Annotated in this window: 15 protein-coding genes and 1 riboswitch; of the genes, 11 read left to right on the forward strand and 4 right to left on the reverse strand. The window is 70.5% G+C overall.

Going from position 1 to position 16,400, the window contains the following annotated elements; all coding sequences use genetic code 11:
- Positions 1 to 6: 6 nt before the first annotated feature.
- Positions 7 to 384 carry a glycine cleavage system protein GcvH gene (gcvH, locus tag HB370_RS27585; protein ID WP_030791763.1) on the reverse strand — a complete coding sequence of 126 codons (378 nt, stop codon included), beginning with the start codon at positions 382 to 384 and terminating at the stop codon, positions 7 to 9.
- Between the two features lie 136 nt (positions 385 to 520).
- Entirely contained in the window at positions 521 to 1,639 is a 1,119-nt protein-coding gene (gcvT, locus tag HB370_RS27590) for a glycine cleavage system aminomethyltransferase GcvT (protein ID WP_030791766.1), read from the reverse strand.
- A gap of 155 nt (positions 1,640 to 1,794) precedes the next feature.
- Positions 1,795 to 1,899, reverse strand: a riboswitch (glycine riboswitch).
- A gap of 178 nt (positions 1,900 to 2,077) precedes the next feature.
- Here gcvT and HB370_RS27595 point away from each other — a divergent pair.
- The 10 genes from HB370_RS27595 (at position 2,078) to HB370_RS27640 (ending at position 13,643) form a co-directional block, all read left to right on the forward strand.
- The gene (locus HB370_RS27595; RefSeq protein ID WP_030791768.1) at positions 2,078 to 2,746 is read left to right on the forward strand and encodes an AAA family ATPase; all 669 of its coding nucleotides are present in this window, start codon (positions 2,078 to 2,080) and stop codon (positions 2,744 to 2,746) included.
- Between the two features lie 66 nt (positions 2,747 to 2,812).
- Complete coding sequence (locus HB370_RS27600; protein ID WP_030791772.1) at positions 2,813 to 3,592, forward strand: enhanced serine sensitivity protein SseB; 780 nt, start codon at positions 2,813 to 2,815, stop codon at positions 3,590 to 3,592.
- Between the two features lie 140 nt (positions 3,593 to 3,732).
- Complete coding sequence (locus HB370_RS27605; protein WP_030791775.1) at positions 3,733 to 4,557, forward strand: enhanced serine sensitivity protein SseB C-terminal domain-containing protein; 825 nt, start codon at positions 3,733 to 3,735, stop codon at positions 4,555 to 4,557.
- 350 nt (positions 4,558 to 4,907) lie between these two features.
- Positions 4,908 to 5,906 (forward strand): ABC transporter permease, encoded by a 999-nt coding sequence (locus tag HB370_RS27610; protein ID WP_030791778.1) that lies wholly within the window; start codon positions 4,908 to 4,910, stop codon positions 5,904 to 5,906.
- Positions 5,907 to 5,941: 35 nt separating this feature from the next.
- Positions 5,942 to 7,714, forward strand: a complete 1,773-nt coding sequence (locus HB370_RS27615; protein WP_030791788.1) for an ABC transporter substrate-binding protein — start codon at positions 5,942 to 5,944, stop codon at positions 7,712 to 7,714.
- A gap of 72 nt (positions 7,715 to 7,786) precedes the next feature.
- The gene (locus HB370_RS27620; protein WP_030791792.1) at positions 7,787 to 8,794 is read left to right on the forward strand and encodes an ABC transporter permease; all 1,008 of its coding nucleotides are present in this window, start codon (positions 7,787 to 7,789) and stop codon (positions 8,792 to 8,794) included.
- The gene (locus HB370_RS27625) at positions 8,791 to 9,882 is read left to right on the forward strand and encodes an ABC transporter ATP-binding protein (RefSeq protein WP_167513038.1); all 1,092 of its coding nucleotides are present in this window, start codon (positions 8,791 to 8,793) and stop codon (positions 9,880 to 9,882) included. Before HB370_RS27620 ends, HB370_RS27625 begins: the two co-directional genes overlap by 4 nt.
- Positions 9,879 to 11,447 carry a dipeptide ABC transporter ATP-binding protein gene (locus HB370_RS27630; RefSeq protein ID WP_051816125.1) on the forward strand — a complete coding sequence of 523 codons (1,569 nt, stop codon included), beginning with the start codon at positions 9,879 to 9,881 and terminating at the stop codon, positions 11,445 to 11,447. The genes HB370_RS27625 and HB370_RS27630 overlap by 4 nt, the downstream gene beginning before the upstream one ends.
- Before the next feature lie 98 nt (positions 11,448 to 11,545).
- Entirely contained in the window at positions 11,546 to 12,937 is a 1,392-nt protein-coding gene (locus HB370_RS27635; protein WP_030791801.1) for a M1 family metallopeptidase, read from the forward strand.
- A gap of 46 nt (positions 12,938 to 12,983) precedes the next feature.
- Complete coding sequence (locus HB370_RS27640; RefSeq protein WP_030791804.1) at positions 12,984 to 13,643, forward strand: trimeric intracellular cation channel family protein; 660 nt, start codon at positions 12,984 to 12,986, stop codon at positions 13,641 to 13,643.
- Here the strand turns inward: HB370_RS27640 and HB370_RS27645 are convergent.
- Complete coding sequence (locus HB370_RS27645) at positions 13,552 to 14,802, reverse strand: alpha/beta hydrolase-fold protein (RefSeq protein WP_030791807.1); 1,251 nt, start codon at positions 14,800 to 14,802, stop codon at positions 13,552 to 13,554. The two genes, HB370_RS27640 and HB370_RS27645, sit on opposite strands and share 92 nt — an antisense overlap.
- A gap of 151 nt (positions 14,803 to 14,953) precedes the next feature.
- Here HB370_RS27645 and HB370_RS27650 point away from each other — a divergent pair, with 151 nt between their 5' ends.
- The gene (locus HB370_RS27650) at positions 14,954 to 15,814 is read left to right on the forward strand and encodes a thioesterase family protein (protein ID WP_030791810.1); all 861 of its coding nucleotides are present in this window, start codon (positions 14,954 to 14,956) and stop codon (positions 15,812 to 15,814) included.
- On the opposite strand, the gene HB370_RS27655 is transcribed toward HB370_RS27650, so the two are convergent.
- Positions 15,801 to 16,382, reverse strand: coding sequence for a TIGR03086 family metal-binding protein (locus HB370_RS27655; RefSeq protein ID WP_030791813.1), 582 nt, complete (start codon positions 16,380 to 16,382; stop codon positions 15,801 to 15,803). The genes HB370_RS27650 and HB370_RS27655 overlap by 14 nt on opposite strands.
- Between the last annotated feature and the right edge of the window lie 18 nt (positions 16,383 to 16,400).

Consider the following 16,400-nt stretch of genomic DNA (forward strand, 5'->3'; position numbering starts at 1 on the left):
GACTCCTCAGCCGGCGGTGAAGGCGGTGTACTCGTCGGCGGAGAGCAGCTCCGCCGGCTCCTCGGTGACGCGCACCTTGAACAGCCAGCCGCCCTCGAAGGGGGCCGAGTTCACCAGCGACGGGTCGTTGACGACGTCCTCGTTGACCTCGGTGACCTCACCGGTGACCGGCGAGTACAGGTCGGAGACCGACTTCGTGGACTCCAGCTCGCCGCAGGACTCGCCCGCGGTCACCGTGGAGCCGGCCTCGGGGAGCTGGACGAAGACGACATCGCCGAGCGCGTTGGCCGCGTGCTCCGTGATGCCGACCGTCGAGACGCCGCCCTCGGCGTCCGACAGCCACTCGTGCTCCTTGCTGTAACGCAGCTGCTGGGGGTTGCTCATGGCCTGAATTCTCCTGTACGCGCGGGAGTGATGGTGACGGGGGGACTGACGAAACCGCTGGTGAGCGGGCGAATGTGCGCAGGCTCACGCGCCGCCTCGGACCGGTGCCCCGGGCCGGCGCGGGCGCGGGCGGCGGTTACTTCTGGCGCTTGTAGAACGGCAGCGCCACGACCTGGTACGGCTCGTGGGTGCCCCGGATGTCCACGCCGACGCCCTCGGTGCCCGGCGCCGCGTGCGCCGCGTCGACGTAGGCCATGGCGATCGGCTTGCCCAGGGTGGGGGAGGGGGCGCCGGAGGTGACCTCGCCGATCACCTCGCCGCCGGCCACCACGGCGTACCCGGCGCGCGGCACCCGGCGGCCCTCGGCGACCAGCCCGACCAGCACCCGGGGCGGGTTCTGCGCGGCCCGCTCGGCGGCCTCGGCCAGCGCCGCGCGGCCCACGAAGTCGCCCTCCTTGTCGAACTTGACCACGCGGCCCAGCCCGGCGTCGAAGGGGGTCAGGGAGGTGCTCAGCTCGTGCCCGTACAGCGGCATGCCCGCCTCCAGGCGCAGCGTGTCGCGGCAGGACAGCCCGCACGGGACCAGTCCGACGCCCTCGCCGGCCTCGGTGAGCGCCTGCCACAGGCGGACGGCGTGCTCCGGCTTCACGAACAGCTCGAAGCCGTCCTCGCCGGTGTACCCCGTACGGGCGATCAGCGCCGGGACGCCGGCGACCGTGCCGGGCAGCCCCGCGTAGTACTTCAGGCCGTCCAGGTCGGCGTCGGTCAGGGACTTCAGGATGCCGGGGGACTCGGGGCCCTGGACGGCGATCAGCGCGTAGGCGTCCCGGTCGTCGCGGACCTCGGCGGCGAAGCCGGCCGCGCGCTCGGTGAGGGCGTCCAGCACCACCTGGGCGTTGGAGGCGTTGGCCACGACCATGTACTCGGTCTCGGCCAGCCGGTAGACGATCAGGTCGTCCAGGATGCCGCCGTCGGCCTGACAGATCATGGTGTAGCGGGCGCGGCCGACGCCGACCGAGGCGATGTTGCCGACCAGGGCGTGGTTCAGGAAGGCGGCGGCCTCGGCACCGGTCACGGTGATCTCGCCCATGTGGGAGAGGTCGAACAGACCGGCCCGGGTGCGCACGGCCGTGTGCTCGTCGCGCTCGGAGCCGTAGCGCAGGGGCATGTCCCAGCCGGCGAAGTCGGTCATCGTCGCGCCCAGCGAGCGGTGCACGGCGTCGAGCGCGGTATGACGGAGTTCGGTACTGCTCATCGGTCGGTCGTCTCCCAGGGCAAAGGACGGGCGAGGAACGTTCCTCCCCATCTGTCATCGGAACCTGAGAGGTTCGCCGCCACCGCCACGGGGACGATCACGGCTTGCACCTTGGGTGGAGCCGCCGGCGACGGCGGCCCGCTTTTCAGATGTGCCTCGCCCGCGCGGTAACGGGGCCTGAGAGATTCAAGGGAGGGACTTGCTCCTTCGGCGCCCCTGGCGGCCCCGAGGGGGCCCGGGGACTCTCCCGCGCGGATTCAAACGGCCGGTATGCAGTTGGCGGGCTCATCATTGCACGCCACACCCCGGCCATCCAGAGCGTGCCGCTTGTGACCGACCTGTGGCCGTACGCACACGTACCGCCGACCGTTCTCCATTACCTTCCCTTTACATAGAACGGGCATGGGATCGACCGAGCCCTTCGGGAGGACGATCACGGTGAACAGGACCTCGGCCTACGCCGCCCACGCCGGCCTCGCGGTGCCGGGACAGCCCTCCCCGGCGGTCCGCGAACGCGGCGCCGGCCACCCCGCGCCGGTCGTCCGCGATCTGCGCGACCGGGCCGGCCGCAGCCCGCACGCCCTGCTCTTCGGCCCCCGGGATCTGGTCGTCGTCACCGGCCTGCCCGGCAGCGGCAAGTCCACCCTGATGCACCGCGCGGTCACCGGCCGCCGCGTCGACTCCCAGGACACCCGGGACCGCTGGCAGGCCCGCGTCCCCGGCTTCCTGCCGTACGCGCTCTACCGCCCCCTGGTCCGCCTCGCCCACTACGCCGGACTGCGCCGGGCCCTGCGCACCGGGGAGGGGCTCGTCGTGCACGACTGCGGCACCCAGCCGTGGGTGCGCGCCTGGCTGGCCCGCGCGGCCCGGCGCCGGGGCGGCACCCTGCACCTGCTCCTCCTCGACGTCAGCCCCGAGACCGCCCAGCAGGGCCAGCGCGAGCGCGGCCGGGGCGTCTCCCGCTACGCCTTCCGCCGGCACCGCCGCGCCACCGCCCGGCTGCTGCGCGCGGTGGAGCAGGGCGAGCTGCCGGCCGGCTGCGGCGCGGCGGTGCTGCTGGACCGGGACGCGGCGGACGTCCTCGCCCGCGTCGGCTTCACTCGGTGAGGCACTGTCACCGCCACCCGCTAGCCTTCATGGTCACAGCAGTGGTTCCCAGCAGGCGGTAGGCACATGGACTTCCCGGCGGACTTCCCGGCACAGGCTCACCCGCACCCGCACGGCGGTTGGCCCGGCAACGAGCTGGAGGAGGTGTTGTCGGCCTCCCTCGGCATCCCCGCGGCGGGCGGCCGGATCCTCGAGGTCCTCGGCCGCAGCTTCCTGTGGATCCCGCTGCCCAACGGCGGAGGGCCGGACAGCGGCCCGCTGGACCTGCCGACGCTCGACATCGACGGCCAGGCGTACGTCCCGGTGTTCAGCTCCGAGGAACAGTTCCGCCAGGTGGCCGGCTCCCACATGGCGTACACCATCGCCCCGGCGGTGGAGTTCGCCCGCGGCCTGCCCCCGCAGGTGGGCATCGCCGTCAACCCCGAGGGCGTGGTCGGCATACCGCTGCCGCCCCAGGCCGTGGCCGAGCTGTGCCGGGTGGGCCGCACCCCGCTGGACGGACCCAATACCGGCGGCCGGGTCCGCCTCTTCGAGCCCGACTGGCAGGACGACCCGGTGGACTTCCTCGCCGCCGCCTCCGCCGAGTTCGCCGAGACCGGCGTGGTCCTCACCGCCCGCCGCTGCCTGGCCGCCGTCGAGACGGCCGACCCGGCGATGTTCGTGGGCGTCGAACTCTCCCAGTGGGAAGGCGACCTGCGCGCCCTCCCCCTCCAGGCCCTCGGCAAGGCCCTCGCCGAGGTCCCCGTCAAGTGGCCGGTCAACCTGGTCCTCCTGGACGTGACGGACGACCCGGTGGCGACATGGCTGAAGACGAACGTCCGCCCGTTCTACACCTACGCCCACTGAACCGAGCCCCATAGGGGCGCGGGGAACCGCGCGAGGAACCCTCCCCACACCCGCACACGCGTACGAACGCCAAGGCCCCGAGCTGCTAGGCGCATAAGCTGTGCTCAAACGCCGGGTCAAAAAAAGAAGGGGCACACCAGGTGAGCGCGAGCCACAGCGGCAGCGTCGAGCACATGCTGCGCCAGGTCACGCCCGGACGCTACGACGCCTACGAGGCCTTGCTGCGCGCCCTCGCCACCCCCACCACCGGCCAGATCTTCATGCTCCTGTGGCACGGCCAGGCCGGCGCCCCGGACGCCCAGTACGGGAACATGGAGGTGGACGGCTTCCCCTACGCCCCCTGTGTGACCTCCGCCCAGGAGCTGTCGGCCAGCGGCTGGAACCGTTCCTACGAGGTGGCCGACGGCCTGGACGTGGCCCGCACCCTCTACCCCGACCACTACGGCCTCTGGCTCAACCCGCACGCACCGGGCGGCGGCGTCGGCATCCCCTGGCCGGACCTGCGCCGCATCGCCACCGGACTGGACCGCCAGCCCGCCGGCCCGCTGCGCCTGTCCGAGCCCGGCATCGAGATCCCGCAGTTCTACGCCCTGCTCGCGCAGAACGCGCACCGCACGCCCGCGCTGCGCTCGCTGCGCCGCGCCTGGGTGCAGCCCGCGCTCGGGGCGCCCTACCTCGCCATCGGCCTGGACGTGTACGACACCTCGCCCGCCGCGGTCGACTCGGTGCGCGCCATGATGCAGCAGTCCATCGGCGCGGTCCCGGAGGGCCTGCCGGTCTCGACGGTCGCCATGACCGACGACCACGACCCGGTGGTGATGTGGATGCGGGCCAACGCGCGCCCCTTCTACGACCGTGAGGCGCACGCCCCGGTGCCCCCGCCGCAGCCCCCGCTCCAGGTGCCGGCCCCGCCGCAGGCCCCGGCCGGCGGCTACGGTTATCCGCCGGCGCACGGCGGCTACTGACCAACGTGCCGCGGTGACAGGTTTGTTGACCGGCCCGCACAATGCACGGGAGCGGGACGCTTCTGCGCGCGTAGACTTCGGCCGAACCTCCCGAACCGTGTAGATTCACCGATCTGTCCCAACTGGCCCGCGTCCGGGGGCCGTTACCCACTGTTCGGATAACGGAATCCCCCGCACTGCATCACGGTTGCGCATACTTTCGCCGTCAGCTCTGGCGGGTGATCACAACGACGCTGAAGACTCGCGACTCAGACACGAGGCCCGAGGCCTTGTGATCGATGGCAAGTCGACAAAGCCGCAATCCGCGGCAGGCGCAGGCCGGTCACCACCGGCGAGAGGGGTCGCTCACCGTGACCGCACCGATCGAGACCACCGGGGCGGCAGCCGAGGCGCAGCCGGAGGCTGTGCTGGAGGGTGCCGGTAAGGGGCAGATCGAGGGTCGTTCCCTGGGCCAGATCGCCTGGACCCGGTTCAAGAAGGACAAGGCCGCCGTCGCCGGCGGCGTCATCGTGATCCTGCTGATCCTCCTCGCCGTCCTCTCCCGCCCCATCCAGGCCCTGTTCGGCCTCGACCCCAACGCCTTCCACCAGGACCTGATCACCCCGGACACCTCGCTGCCCACGGGCAGTTGGGGCGGCATGAGCGCGGACCACCCGCTCGGCGTGGACCCGAAGTTCGGCCGGGACATCGCCACCCGCATCCTGGAGGGCTCCTGGGTGTCGCTGGTGGTCGCCTTCGGCGCCACCATCCTGTCCAACGTCATCGGCGCGATCATGGGTGTCATCGCGGGCTACTACGGCGGGCGGGTGGACTCGATCATCAGCCGGCTGATGGACACCTTCCTCGCCTTCCCCCTCCTGCTGTTCGCGATCGCCATCTCCGCCACCCTCCAGGGCGGCGCCTTCGGCCTCAACGGCCTGCCGCTCCATCTGAGCGTGCTCATCTTCGTCATCGGCTTCTTCAACTGGCCGTATCTGGGCCGGATCGTGCGCGGCCAGACCCTCGCCCTGCGCGAGCGGGAGTTCGTCGACGCGGCCCGGGGCATGGGCGCCAAGGCCCCGTACATCCTGTTCCGGGAACTGATGCCGAACCTGGTCGGCCCGATCATCGTCTACTCGACGCTGCTGATCCCGACCAACATCATCTTCGAGGCGTCGCTGAGCTTCCTCGGCGTCGGCATCCAGCCCCCGCAGGCGTCCTGGGGCGGCATGCTCCGCGAGGCGGTCACCTACTACCAGGTGGACCCCCAGTACATGATCGTCCCCGGACTCGCCATCTTCGTCACCGTCCTGGCGTTCAACCTGCTCGGTGACGGTCTCCGCGACGCTCTCGACCCGCGCAGCCGCTGAAGCCTGCTGCGGAGAGTCCGACAAGTTTCCAATCAATGGAGGGGAAAGCGCCCATCATGCGAAGGTCAGCGCTGGCCGCTATCGCGGCCATCGGCTCCGCCAGCCTGTTTCTTTCGGGTTGCAGCAAGGCCGATGACAACACCAACGAGAACGGCACCAAGTCGGCCGGGGCCAACGCCGCGACCAAGGGCGTCGTGAACGCGTCGGACAAGAAGGGTGGCACGGTCACCTACGAGATGTCCGACGTCCCGGACTCCTTCGACCCGGGCAACACGTACTACGCGTACATGTACAACCTCAGCCGGCTGTACGCCCGTCCGCTGATGACCTTCAAGCCCGGCCCCGGCGACGAGGGCAACACCCTGGTCCCGGACCTCGCGGCGAGCAAGGGCCAGCCCAGCGACGGCGGCAAGACCTGGACGTACAAGCTGCGCACGGGGCTGAAGTACGAGGACGGCACGCCGATCACCTCGAAGGACGTCAAGTACGCCGTCGAGCGTTCCAACTTCGCGCGTGACGTGCTCTCCCTCGGCCCGAACTACTTCCAGCAGTTCATGGCCGACGGCGACAAGTACAAGGGCCCGTACAAGGACAAGAGCGACAAGGGTCTGTCCTCCATCGAGACCCCGGACGACACCACGATCGTCTTCCACCTGAAGCAGGCCTTCCAGGAGTTCGACTACCTGGTCGCCACCCCGCAGACGGCTCCGGTGCCGAAGGCGAAGGACACCGGCGTCGACTACGTCAAGCACATCGTGTCCTCCGGCTCCTACAAGTTCCAGAGCTACGAGGACGGCAAGCAGGCCGTGCTCGTGCGCAACGAGAACTGGGACCCGAAGACCGACCCGCTGCGCAAGCAGCTGCCGGACAAGATCGTCGTCAAGCTGAAGGTCAACCCGGAGACCATCGACCAGGACGTCATGGCCGGCACCGCCATCGACCTGGTCGGCACCGGTGTCCAGGCGTCGACCCAGGCCGAGGTGCTCACGGACCCGGACAAGAAGGCCGACACCGACAACACCTACGGCGGCCGTCTCGTCTACCTGGCGATCAACAGCAAGCTGAAGCCGTTCGACAAGCCCGAGTGCCGCAAGGCCGTGCAGTACGCCATCGACAAGGTCTCCGTGCAGACCGCCGAGGGCGGCCCGGTCCGCGGTGAGATCGCCTCCACCGTCCTGCCCCCGGACATCCCGGGCTACGCCAAGGCCGACGCCTACGCCACCAAGGACAGCAAGGGCGACATCGCCAAGGCCAAGGACCAGCTGAAGGCCTGCGGCCAGACCTCGATCTCCACCAACATCACGGCCCGCTCGGACCGTCCGCAGGAGATCGACGCGGCCACCGCGATCATCAACTCGCTGAAGAAGGTCGGCATCAACGCCAGCCTCAAGCAGTACCCGTCCGGCAAGTACTTCACGGACTACGCGGGCGTGCCGAAGTTCACCCAGAAGCAGAACATCGGCCTGATGATGATGCAGTGGGGCGCCGACTGGCCCTCCGGCTACGGCTTCCTGCAGCAGATCCTGAACGGCAAGGCGATCAGCCAGTCCGGCAGCACCAACCTGTCGCAGTACGACAGCAAGGAAGTCAACGACCTGCTGGGCAAGGCGATCGCGACCCAGGACACCGGTGAGCGCAACAGCCTCTACACCCAGATCGACAAGAAGACCATGGACGACGCCGTCCTCGTCCCGCTGACCTACTTCAAGGTCCTGCTGGGCCGTCCGCAGAACTACACCAACCTGGTTTCCACGGCGGCCTTCAGCGGTCAGTACGACTACCTCAACATCGGCGTCGCGTCGAAGTAGCAGCCCCGGAAGGCAGGTGAAGGCATTGGTGCCCGTGGGCCCCCCGGCCCGCGGGCACCAGCGCCGGCCCCCGTGATCTCGTACATCCTCCGCCGGACGTTCGCGGCAGTGATCCTGCTGCTGGTCGTCTCCGCGGTCACCTTCGCCATCTTCTTCCTGCTGCCGCGACTCGCCGGCCAGACGGCGGACCAGCTGGCACAGCAGTACATCGGCAAGAGCCCGTCGAAGGCGGACATCGCCGCGGTCAAGCACAACCTCGGTCTGGACCAGCCCGTCTACGTCCAGTACTGGCACTTCATCAAGGGGATCGTGGCCGGCGCCACGTACGACCTCGGCCCGACCACGGTGCACTGCGACGCGCCGTGCTTCGGCTACTCCTTCAAAAACCACCAGGCGGTCTGGCCGGAGCTGACCTCCCGCATCCCGGTCACGGCCTCGCTGGCCGCGGGCGCCGCCGTGCTGTGGCTCCTGTCGGGTGTGGTGGTCGGCGTGATCTCCGCGCTGAAGCCGCGGTCGTTCTTCGACCGCCTCTTCATGGGCGTCGCGCTCGCCGGTGTCTCGCTGCCCATGTTCTTCACGGGCAAGCTGGCGCAGCTGATCTTCACCGTGCAGATCCCGATCTTCGGGCGCACCTATGTCCCGCTCACGGAGAACCCGGCGCAGTGGGCCAACACCCTGTTCCTGGCGTGGTGTTCGCTCGCCCTGCTGTACTCCGCCATCTACGCGCGACTGACCCGCTCGGGGATGCTGGAGACGATGAACGAGGACTTCATCCGCACCGCCCGGGCCAAGGGCCTGGTCGAGCGCAGCGTGGTGGTCAAGCACGGACTGCGTTCCGCGCTCACCCCGATCATCACCGTCTTCGGCATGGACCTCGGTCTGCTGCTCGGCGGCGCCGTGATCACCGAGTCCGTGTTCTCGCTGCACGGCATCGGCGAGTACGCGGTGCAGGGCATCACCGACAACGACCTGCCCAAGATCCTCGGCGTGACCCTGCTCGCCGCCTTCTTCGTCGTGATCGCAAACCTTGTGGTGGACGTCCTCTACGCCGCCGCCGACCCGCGGGTGAGGCTCTCGTGACCGAACTCTCCAAGACCGGTGCCGCGGCGGACGAGTCCGCCGCCGCCCGGCGTCCCGAAGCCTTCCTGGAGGTCCGCGACCTCAAGGTGCACTTCCCGACCGACGACGGCCTGGTCAAGTCCGTCGACGGGGTCAGCTTCTCGCTGGAGAAGGGCAAGACCCTCGCCATCGTCGGCGAGTCCGGCTCCGGCAAGTCGGTCACCTCGCTGGCCATCATGGGCCTGCACCGGCTCGGCGCGCGCGGCAAGAACGTGCGGATGTCCGGCGAGATCTGGCTGGACGGCAAGGAACTGGTCTCCGCCTCCCCGGACGAGGTGCGCAAGCTGCGCGGCCGGGAGATGGCGATGATCTTCCAGGACCCGCTGTCCGCGATGCACCCCTACTACAAGGTCGGCGACCAGATCGTCGAGGCCTACCGGGTGCACCACGACGTCAGCAAGAAGGTCGCCCGCGCCCGGGCCATCGAGATGCTCGACCGGGTCGGCATCCCCGAGCCCGCCAAGCGCGTCGACGGCTACCCGCACGAGTTCTCCGGCGGTATGCGCCAGCGCGCCATGATCGCCATGGCCCTGGTCAACAACCCCGAACTGCTCATCGCGGACGAGCCGACCACCGCCCTCGACGTGACCGTCCAGGCGCAGATCCTCGACCTGATCCGCGACCTGCAGAAGGAGTTCGGCTCCGCGGTCATCATGATCACCCACGATCTCGGCGTGGTCGCCGAGATCGCCGACGAGGTCCTGGTGATGTACGGCGGCCGGTGCGTGGAGCGCGGTCCGGCCGGCGAGGTCTTCGAGCAGCCGCAGCACCCCTACACCTGGGGCCTGCTCGGCTCGATGCCCCGTATCGACCGCGAGACCTCCGAACGGCTCATCCCGGTCAAGGGCCAGCCGCCGAGCCTCATCAACGTCCCCTCGGGCTGCGCCTTCCACCCGCGCTGCCCGTACGCGGACATCCCCAAGGGGAACGTCACCCGTACGGTGCGTCCCGAGCTGGAGCAGGTGAGCACCGGGCACTGGACCGCCTGTCACCTCCCGGCCGAGGACCGCCAGCGGATCTGGACCGAAGAGATTGCGCCGAAGCTGTGAGTGAGACCAAGAAGACGGACGAGGCCGCGATCCCTCAGCAGACGTCGGCTTCCGAGGGCTCGGCGGACCGCGAGGTGCTGCTCAGGGTCGAGGGCCTGACGAAGCACTTCCCGATCAAGAAGGGCATCCTGCAGCGCCAGGTCGGTGCCGTGAAGGCCGTCGACGGCATCGACTTCGAGGTGCGCAAGGGCGAGACCCTGGGCGTGGTCGGCGAGTCGGGCTGCGGCAAGTCGACCATGGGCCGGGTCATCACCCGCCTCCAGGACCCGACCGGCGGGAAGATCACCTTCGAGGGCCAGGACATCACGCGGCTGAGCACCGGGCAGATGCGTCCGCTGCGCCGCGACATCCAGATGATCTTCCAGGACCCGTACGGCTCCCTGAACCCCCGCCACACCATCGGCTCGATCGTCTCGGCGCCCTTCCGGCTCCAGGGCGTGGAGCCCGAGGGCGGGGTGAAGAAGGAGGTCCAGCGGCTCCTTTCCCTGGTCGGTCTCAGCCCCGAGCACTACAACCGCTACCCGCACGAGTTCTCCGGCGGTCAGCGCCAGCGCATCGGCATCGCCCGCGCGCTCGCCCTGAAGCCGAAGCTGGTGGTGGCGGACGAGCCGGTCTCCGCGCTGGACGTGTCGATCCAGGCGCAGGTCGTGAACCTGATGGACGACCTCCAGCAGGAGCTGGGCCTGACCTACGTGATCATCGCCCACGACCTCTCGGTGGTCCGGCACGTCTCGGACCGGATCGCGGTGATGTACCTCGGCAAGATCGTGGAGCTGGCCGACCGCACCTCGCTGTACGAGGCGCCGATGCACCCGTACACCAAGGCGCTGATGTCGGCGGTGCCGGTGCCGGACCCGAAGCGCCGGGGGCAGAAGAACGAGCGCATCCTGCTGCGCGGCGACGTCCCGTCCCCGATCGCCCCGCCCTCCGGCTGCCGGTTCCACACCCGCTGCTGGAAGGCGACGGAGATCTGCAGGACGACCGAGCCGCAGCTGATCGAGCTGCGGCCGGGCCAGCGGGTCGCCTGCCACCACCCGGAGAACTTCGCCGACCAGGCCCCGCAGGACACGGTCCTGCTGTCGGCGGCGAAGAAGGCGTCGGAACTGGTCCCGGACGCGGTCGTCGCCGACGGCCCGGCGGAGACGAAGCCGGCGACCGGGGACGAGCCGGCGGCGGGCGAGAAGAAGCCGACGGGCGAGAAGAAGCCGGCGGCGGAGGAGGAGAAGCCGGTCGCGAAGGACACGGCTTCCGGGCAGACCGAGGTCTCGGAGGCGACCGCTTCCGGCGACGCTTCGGAGACGGCGGCTCCGGAGACGCCCGCAGCCGAGCCCGCGGAAGCCGCCGAGTCCGCGGAAGCCGCCGCCTCCGCCGAGGCCGTCGCCGAGGCCGCCGACACGGCTCCGGCTCCCGAAGCCGCCGAGGCCGCCGCGGCGGCGGAGACGGCCGGGGAGAAGACCGGCCCAGGCGCGAAGTCCACTCCTGCGAAGGCGACCGGGAAGGCGGCGAAGAAGACGCCCGGCAAGCCCGCCACCGGGACCGGCTCGGAGGAGTCGTCCGGGAAGTAGCGCATGACGACTCAGCAAAGTCATGCACATGCCTGAACGGGAGAGTGCAGAGTCGACCGTGCCCGACCACCGATCGGCACGCTCGAAAGGGACGACTCATGGCACTCTCCCGTTCGGCACGTCTCGGAGTCCTCGTCACCACGGCGGCCTCCTTCCTCGCCATCGCCGCCTCCGCGCCCCCGACCCAGGGCGCCCCCGGCATCGGCGACCCCTACTTCCCGCGGCTCGGCAACGGCGGCTACGACGCCCGCCACTACGACCTGGACGTGGCCTACGCCCCCGGCACCGGCCGCCTGGACGGCCGTACCACGCTCACCGCGCGCGCCACCCGGACCCTCTCCTCCTTCGACCTCGACCTCCAGCAGCTGGAGATCACCCGGGTGGAGGTGAACGGCAGACGGGCGGAGTTCACCCGGGACGGCGACGAGATCACCGTCACCCCGCGCCGGGCGCTGCCCGAGGGCCGTGACTTCACCGTCTCCGTCACCTACGGCGGCACACCCCGGCCCCTCAGCGGCCCCATCGTCTTCGGCTCCGACTATGGCTGGATGAAGACCCCCGACGGCGTCTTCGTCGCCTGCGAGCCCAACGCCGCCTCCACCTGGTTCCCCTCCAGCGACCACCCCGCCGACAAGGCCACCTACGACATCCGGATCAAGGCGCCCAAGGGCCTGACCGCGGTCTCCAACGGCCGGCTGGTGTCGACGTACGACAAGGGAGAGTCGACGTACACCCACTGGCGGGAGTCGAAGCCGATGGCGACCTACCTGGCCACCGCCACCATCGGCAAGTTCGACGTGCGCACCGGACGGACCCCCGGCGGCATCCCGGTCTACGTGGCGATCGACCCGGTGCTGAAGAACGCCGGCAACGTCGACGTCTACGGCGTCACCTCCGCCGTCACCGACTACTGGTCGCGGGTCTTCGGGCCGTACCCCTTCGAGGAGACCGGTGCCATCGTCGACGACATGCCGCAGGCCGGGTTCTCGCTGGAGGTGCAGTCCAAGCCCGCGTACTCGGCGGTGCGCGGCGAGGGGACGATCGTGCACGAGCTGGCCCACCAGTGGTTCGGCGACTCGGTGAGCGTGGCGCACTGGAACGACATCTGGCTCAACGAGGGCTTCGCCACCTACGCCCAGTGGCTGTGGGACGAGCACAAGGGCACCCGCTCCGCCCACGACTCCTTCCGCGCCGCATACGACGCCCGGCCCGCCGATTCCACGTTCTGGCAGGTCAGGCCGGGTGCCCCGGAGCGGGACACCATGTTCGCCTCCGCCGTCTACCAGCGCGGCGCGATGACGCTCCAGATGCTGCGCGAGCGGATCGGCGACCCGGCCTTCTTCCGGCTGCTGCCGACCTGGACCCGGCTCCACCGGTACGGCAACGCCGCCACCGCCGACTTCGTCCGCCTCGCCGAGCGGGTCAGCGGGCGGCAGCTGGACGACCTCTTCGACACCTGGTTGTTCACACCAGGGAAACCCGCTCTCTGACCTGGCTTTGTAAGGTTCAGGTGCTCTGACAGTAGAGAATGTCAGGGTGCAGCTCGAGCAACTCTTCAGTCCCTCCGTCCAGCACACGCTCGATGTGATCGGGATCTTCGTGTTCGCGATCTCCGGCGCCCTGCTGGCCGTCCGGAAGAACTTCGACGTGTTCGGCATCGCCGTGCTCGCCGAGGTCACCGCGCTGGGCGGCGGGCTGTTCCGGGACGTGATCATCGGGGCCGTCCCCCCGGCGGCCTTCACGGACCTCGGGTACTTCGTCACCCCGCTGCTCGCCGCGCTCGTCGTCTTCTTCCTGCACCCGCACGTGGAGCGCATCCAGTCGGCGGTGCTCGTCTTCGACGCGGCCGGCCTCGGCCTGTTCTGCGTCAGCGGCACGACGAAGGCGTACAGCTACGGCCTCGGCCTGACCGCGTCGGCGACGCTGGGCCTGGCCACCGCCGTCGGCGGCGGTGTGCTGCGGGACGTGTTGGCCAACGAGGTGCCCTCGCTGCTGCGCTGGGACCGCGACCTGTACGCGGTCCCGGCGATCGTGGGCTCCGCGATGGTGGTGTTGTGCATCCGCTACGACATCCTCACCCCGCTCACCAGCGGGTTCGCGGCGCTCACGGCGTTCGTGCTGCGCCTGCTGGCGATGCGGTTCCACTGGCGGGCGCCGCGTGCGTGGAACCGGCGCTCGACGGTGACGGAGGAGTAGCGGCCCCCGCGACGGAGGTGTCCCGCCCCTTGGCGTGGCTCTGGCCCATCTGGAGGGTCAGCCAGCGGAAGACGGTGGTGACCTGCGGGCGCCACAGCGCCATGGTGTGCCCGCCCGCGCTGCGCGGCAGGAGGACCACGCGCACGGTGGTGGGCGCCTTGGCGGCCGACTCCAGTGCCATGCCCGCCTGGTAGCCGTCGCCGGACTGGCCGGACAGGTACAGGGCGACCGGCGGCGGGCCGGCCGCCTCGCGCAGCAGCAGGTAGGGGTTGTTCGCGGCGCGCAGGGCGGGGGTCTGGGCGGCGAGGGAGTCGCGTTCGCCGATCGGGTCGTTGTAGCCGGACATGCTCACCGCGGCCCGGTACCGGTCGGGGTGCGCCACGGCCAGCTTGACCGCGCAGTGCGCGCCCGCCGAGTACCCGGCCACCGCCCAGCCGCGCGGGGCGGGCTGGACCCGGAAGTTGTCCTTGACCATCTTGGGCACGTCGATGCTGAGCCAGCTGTCGGCGTTGACCTGGCCGGGGACGTTGGCGCAGCCGGTGTCCACGCCGGCCAGCAGATTGGTGCGCGGGGCGACCAGCACGAACGGCGCCACCCGGCCGTCGCGCATCAGCGGCAGCAGCTGCTCGGCGGCGCGCAGCGAGCCGAACCAGGCCTTCGCCGAGCCGGGGTAGCCCGGCAGCAGCTCCACCACCGGGAACTCGTGGTGCCGGTAGGCCGGGTCGTCGTACTGCGGCGGCAGCCAGACGTAGACCTCGGCGTTCACCCCGGAGACGCGGCCCTTGAGCTGGGTGACGCGCACGGGGCCGCCCGCGCGCATGCCGGGTCCGCCGACGGGCCGGAAGGTCTGCCGGACCCTGGGCAGCCGCTGCACCGCGATGCCTCCGGTGCCGTCCCGGCCGAGGTCGGCGGCCCGCTGCACATGGTCGCCGGTGCCGAGCAGGTCGGCCCAGTCGTCGTACAGGTTGTTCTGGTTGTTGACCAGCACGAAGACCAGGGTGACGGCCGTGCCCTGGGCGAACAGCAGCATCAGTACGCGGGCCGCCGCCCGCAGCGGTCTGGGCCCGCGCATTCGTGACCACAGCGCGAGCGGCAGTATGAGGGCGACCACGGACAGCAGGACGGTGGTGCAGAGGAACGGAGTCCCGGTGAGGCTCATGTCCTCATAGAGGGGAATCCGGGGGAGTGGGTTGTGGACGTGTCCGGACACTTGCCGAGAAATTGCCCGATCTTCACCCGGAGACGAGATCACAACGGGCCACCCACAAGGAAAGCTACCGCTTAGTATTTACATGTTGTACCGTTCGCGCATGGCAGAAGCAGCTACCGTCCCCGCCGCGCCGGCCGCGATCGGCGACAGCGAGTTCGACCGCGACACCGCGGTCACCCGGCGCGAGCCCGGCGTCTACGACATCGACCTCTCGGCCGGCTGGACCATCATCAGCGCCGTCAACGGCGGCTATCTGCTGGCCGTGCTCGGCCGGGCGCTCGCGGACACCCTCCCGCACCCGGACCCCTTCTCCATCACCGCCCACTACCTGACCGCCTCGCGGCCCGGTCCGGCGGTCGTCCGCACCGAGACCGTCCGCACAGGCCGCACCCTCTCCACCGGCCAGGCCTCGCTCTTCCAGTACGACGACGAGGGCAACGAGGTCGAACGCATCCGCGTCCTCGCCTCCTACGGCGACCTCGCCGCCCTCCCCGACGACGTCCGTACGACGGCCACCCCGCCCCCGATCCCGCCGCTGCAGCGGTGCCTCGGCCCCGAGGACGGCCCGGCCCCGATCGACGGCAGCAACGCCATCGCCGACCGGCTGATGATCAAGCTGGACCCCGCCACCACCGGCTGGGCCCTCGGCACCCCCTCCGGCAAGGGCGAGATGCGCGCCTGGTTCGGCCTCGCCGACGGCCGCGACGCCGACCCGCTCTCGCTGCTCCTCGCCGTGGACGCCCTGCCACCCACCGCCTTCGAGCTGGGCCTCAAGGGCTGGGTGCCGACCGTGGAACTCACCGTCCACGTGCGTCAGCGCCCGGCCCCCGGCCCGCTGCGGATCTCGATCACCACCCGCAACCTGGCCGGCGGCTTCCTGGAGGAGGACGCCGAGGTGTGGGACAGCGCGGACCGGCTGGTCGCGCAGTCCCGCCAGCTGGCCCGGGTCAGGCTCGGCTGAGCGGCACCCGCCCCAGCCAGGCCGCCAGCCGCTCGTAGGCGCCGGCTCCCTCGGGGGCCGGCACCGGCGCGTCGAAGGGGCGGCCCTCCCTGGGCCCCTCCGGCAGCGCCTCCCGCGCGACGGCCAGCGAGAACTCGGCCAGCTCCGGATCGAGCGCGAGCGGCCGGCCGATCGCCTCCGACAGGTCCCAGGTGTGCGTCACGGTCTCCATGACGTACGCCGACAGGGCGGCCCGACCGGAGATCTCCCCCCAGGGAACCGTCACCGACGACGCCATCCGCTCGTCGCTCTCCCACGCCTTCAGCGCCCGCTCCCGGACCTCGTCGTAGGCCCCGGCCCAGCCGTCGTCGGGCACATCGGGGGCGATCATCGGCTCGCCCTGTCCGTCACCGGCCTCGCCGACGAGAGCGATCCGGCGGGTGCCGCCGACGACATGGCCGAGCAGCGCGCGTACGTCGAACTCCGCACACGGGGTGGGCGCGGTCAGCTGCTCGGGGCGCACGGTCTGGATGACCCGGGCCGCCTGGGCGGTGGCGCGGGTGTACAGCGGACGGGGATCGGTGTTCATGACGGCCTTCCTTCACGG

This window comes from Streptomyces sp. DSM 40868 (assembly GCF_011820545.1).
Taxonomy (GTDB): Bacteria; Actinomycetota; Actinomycetes; order Streptomycetales; family Streptomycetaceae; genus Streptomyces; species Streptomyces eurythermus.

Excerpts from the sequence above, each read along its gene's own strand:
- gcvH (WP_030791763.1), bottom strand. The coding sequence starts at position 384 with ATGAGCAACCCCCAGCAGCTGCGTTACAGCAAGGAGCACGAGTGGCTG.
- HB370_RS27645 (WP_030791807.1), bottom strand. The coding sequence starts at position 14,802 with ATGAGCCTCACCGGGACTCCGTTCCTCTGCACCACCGTCCTGCTGTCC.
- HB370_RS27635 (WP_030791801.1), top strand. The coding sequence starts at position 11,546 with ATGGCACTCTCCCGTTCGGCACGTCTCGGAGTCCTCGTCACCACGGCG.
- HB370_RS27655 (WP_030791813.1), bottom strand. The coding sequence starts at position 16,382 with ATGAACACCGATCCCCGTCCGCTGTACACCCGCGCCACCGCCCAGGCG.
- HB370_RS27650 (WP_030791810.1), top strand. The coding sequence starts at position 14,954 with ATGGCAGAAGCAGCTACCGTCCCCGCCGCGCCGGCCGCGATCGGCGAC.
- HB370_RS27615 (WP_030791788.1), top strand. The coding sequence starts at position 5,942 with ATGGAGGGGAAAGCGCCCATCATGCGAAGGTCAGCGCTGGCCGCTATC.
- HB370_RS27600 (WP_030791772.1), top strand. The coding sequence starts at position 2,813 with ATGGACTTCCCGGCGGACTTCCCGGCACAGGCTCACCCGCACCCGCAC.
- gcvT (WP_030791766.1), bottom strand. The coding sequence starts at position 1,639 with ATGAGCAGTACCGAACTCCGTCATACCGCGCTCGACGCCGTGCACCGC.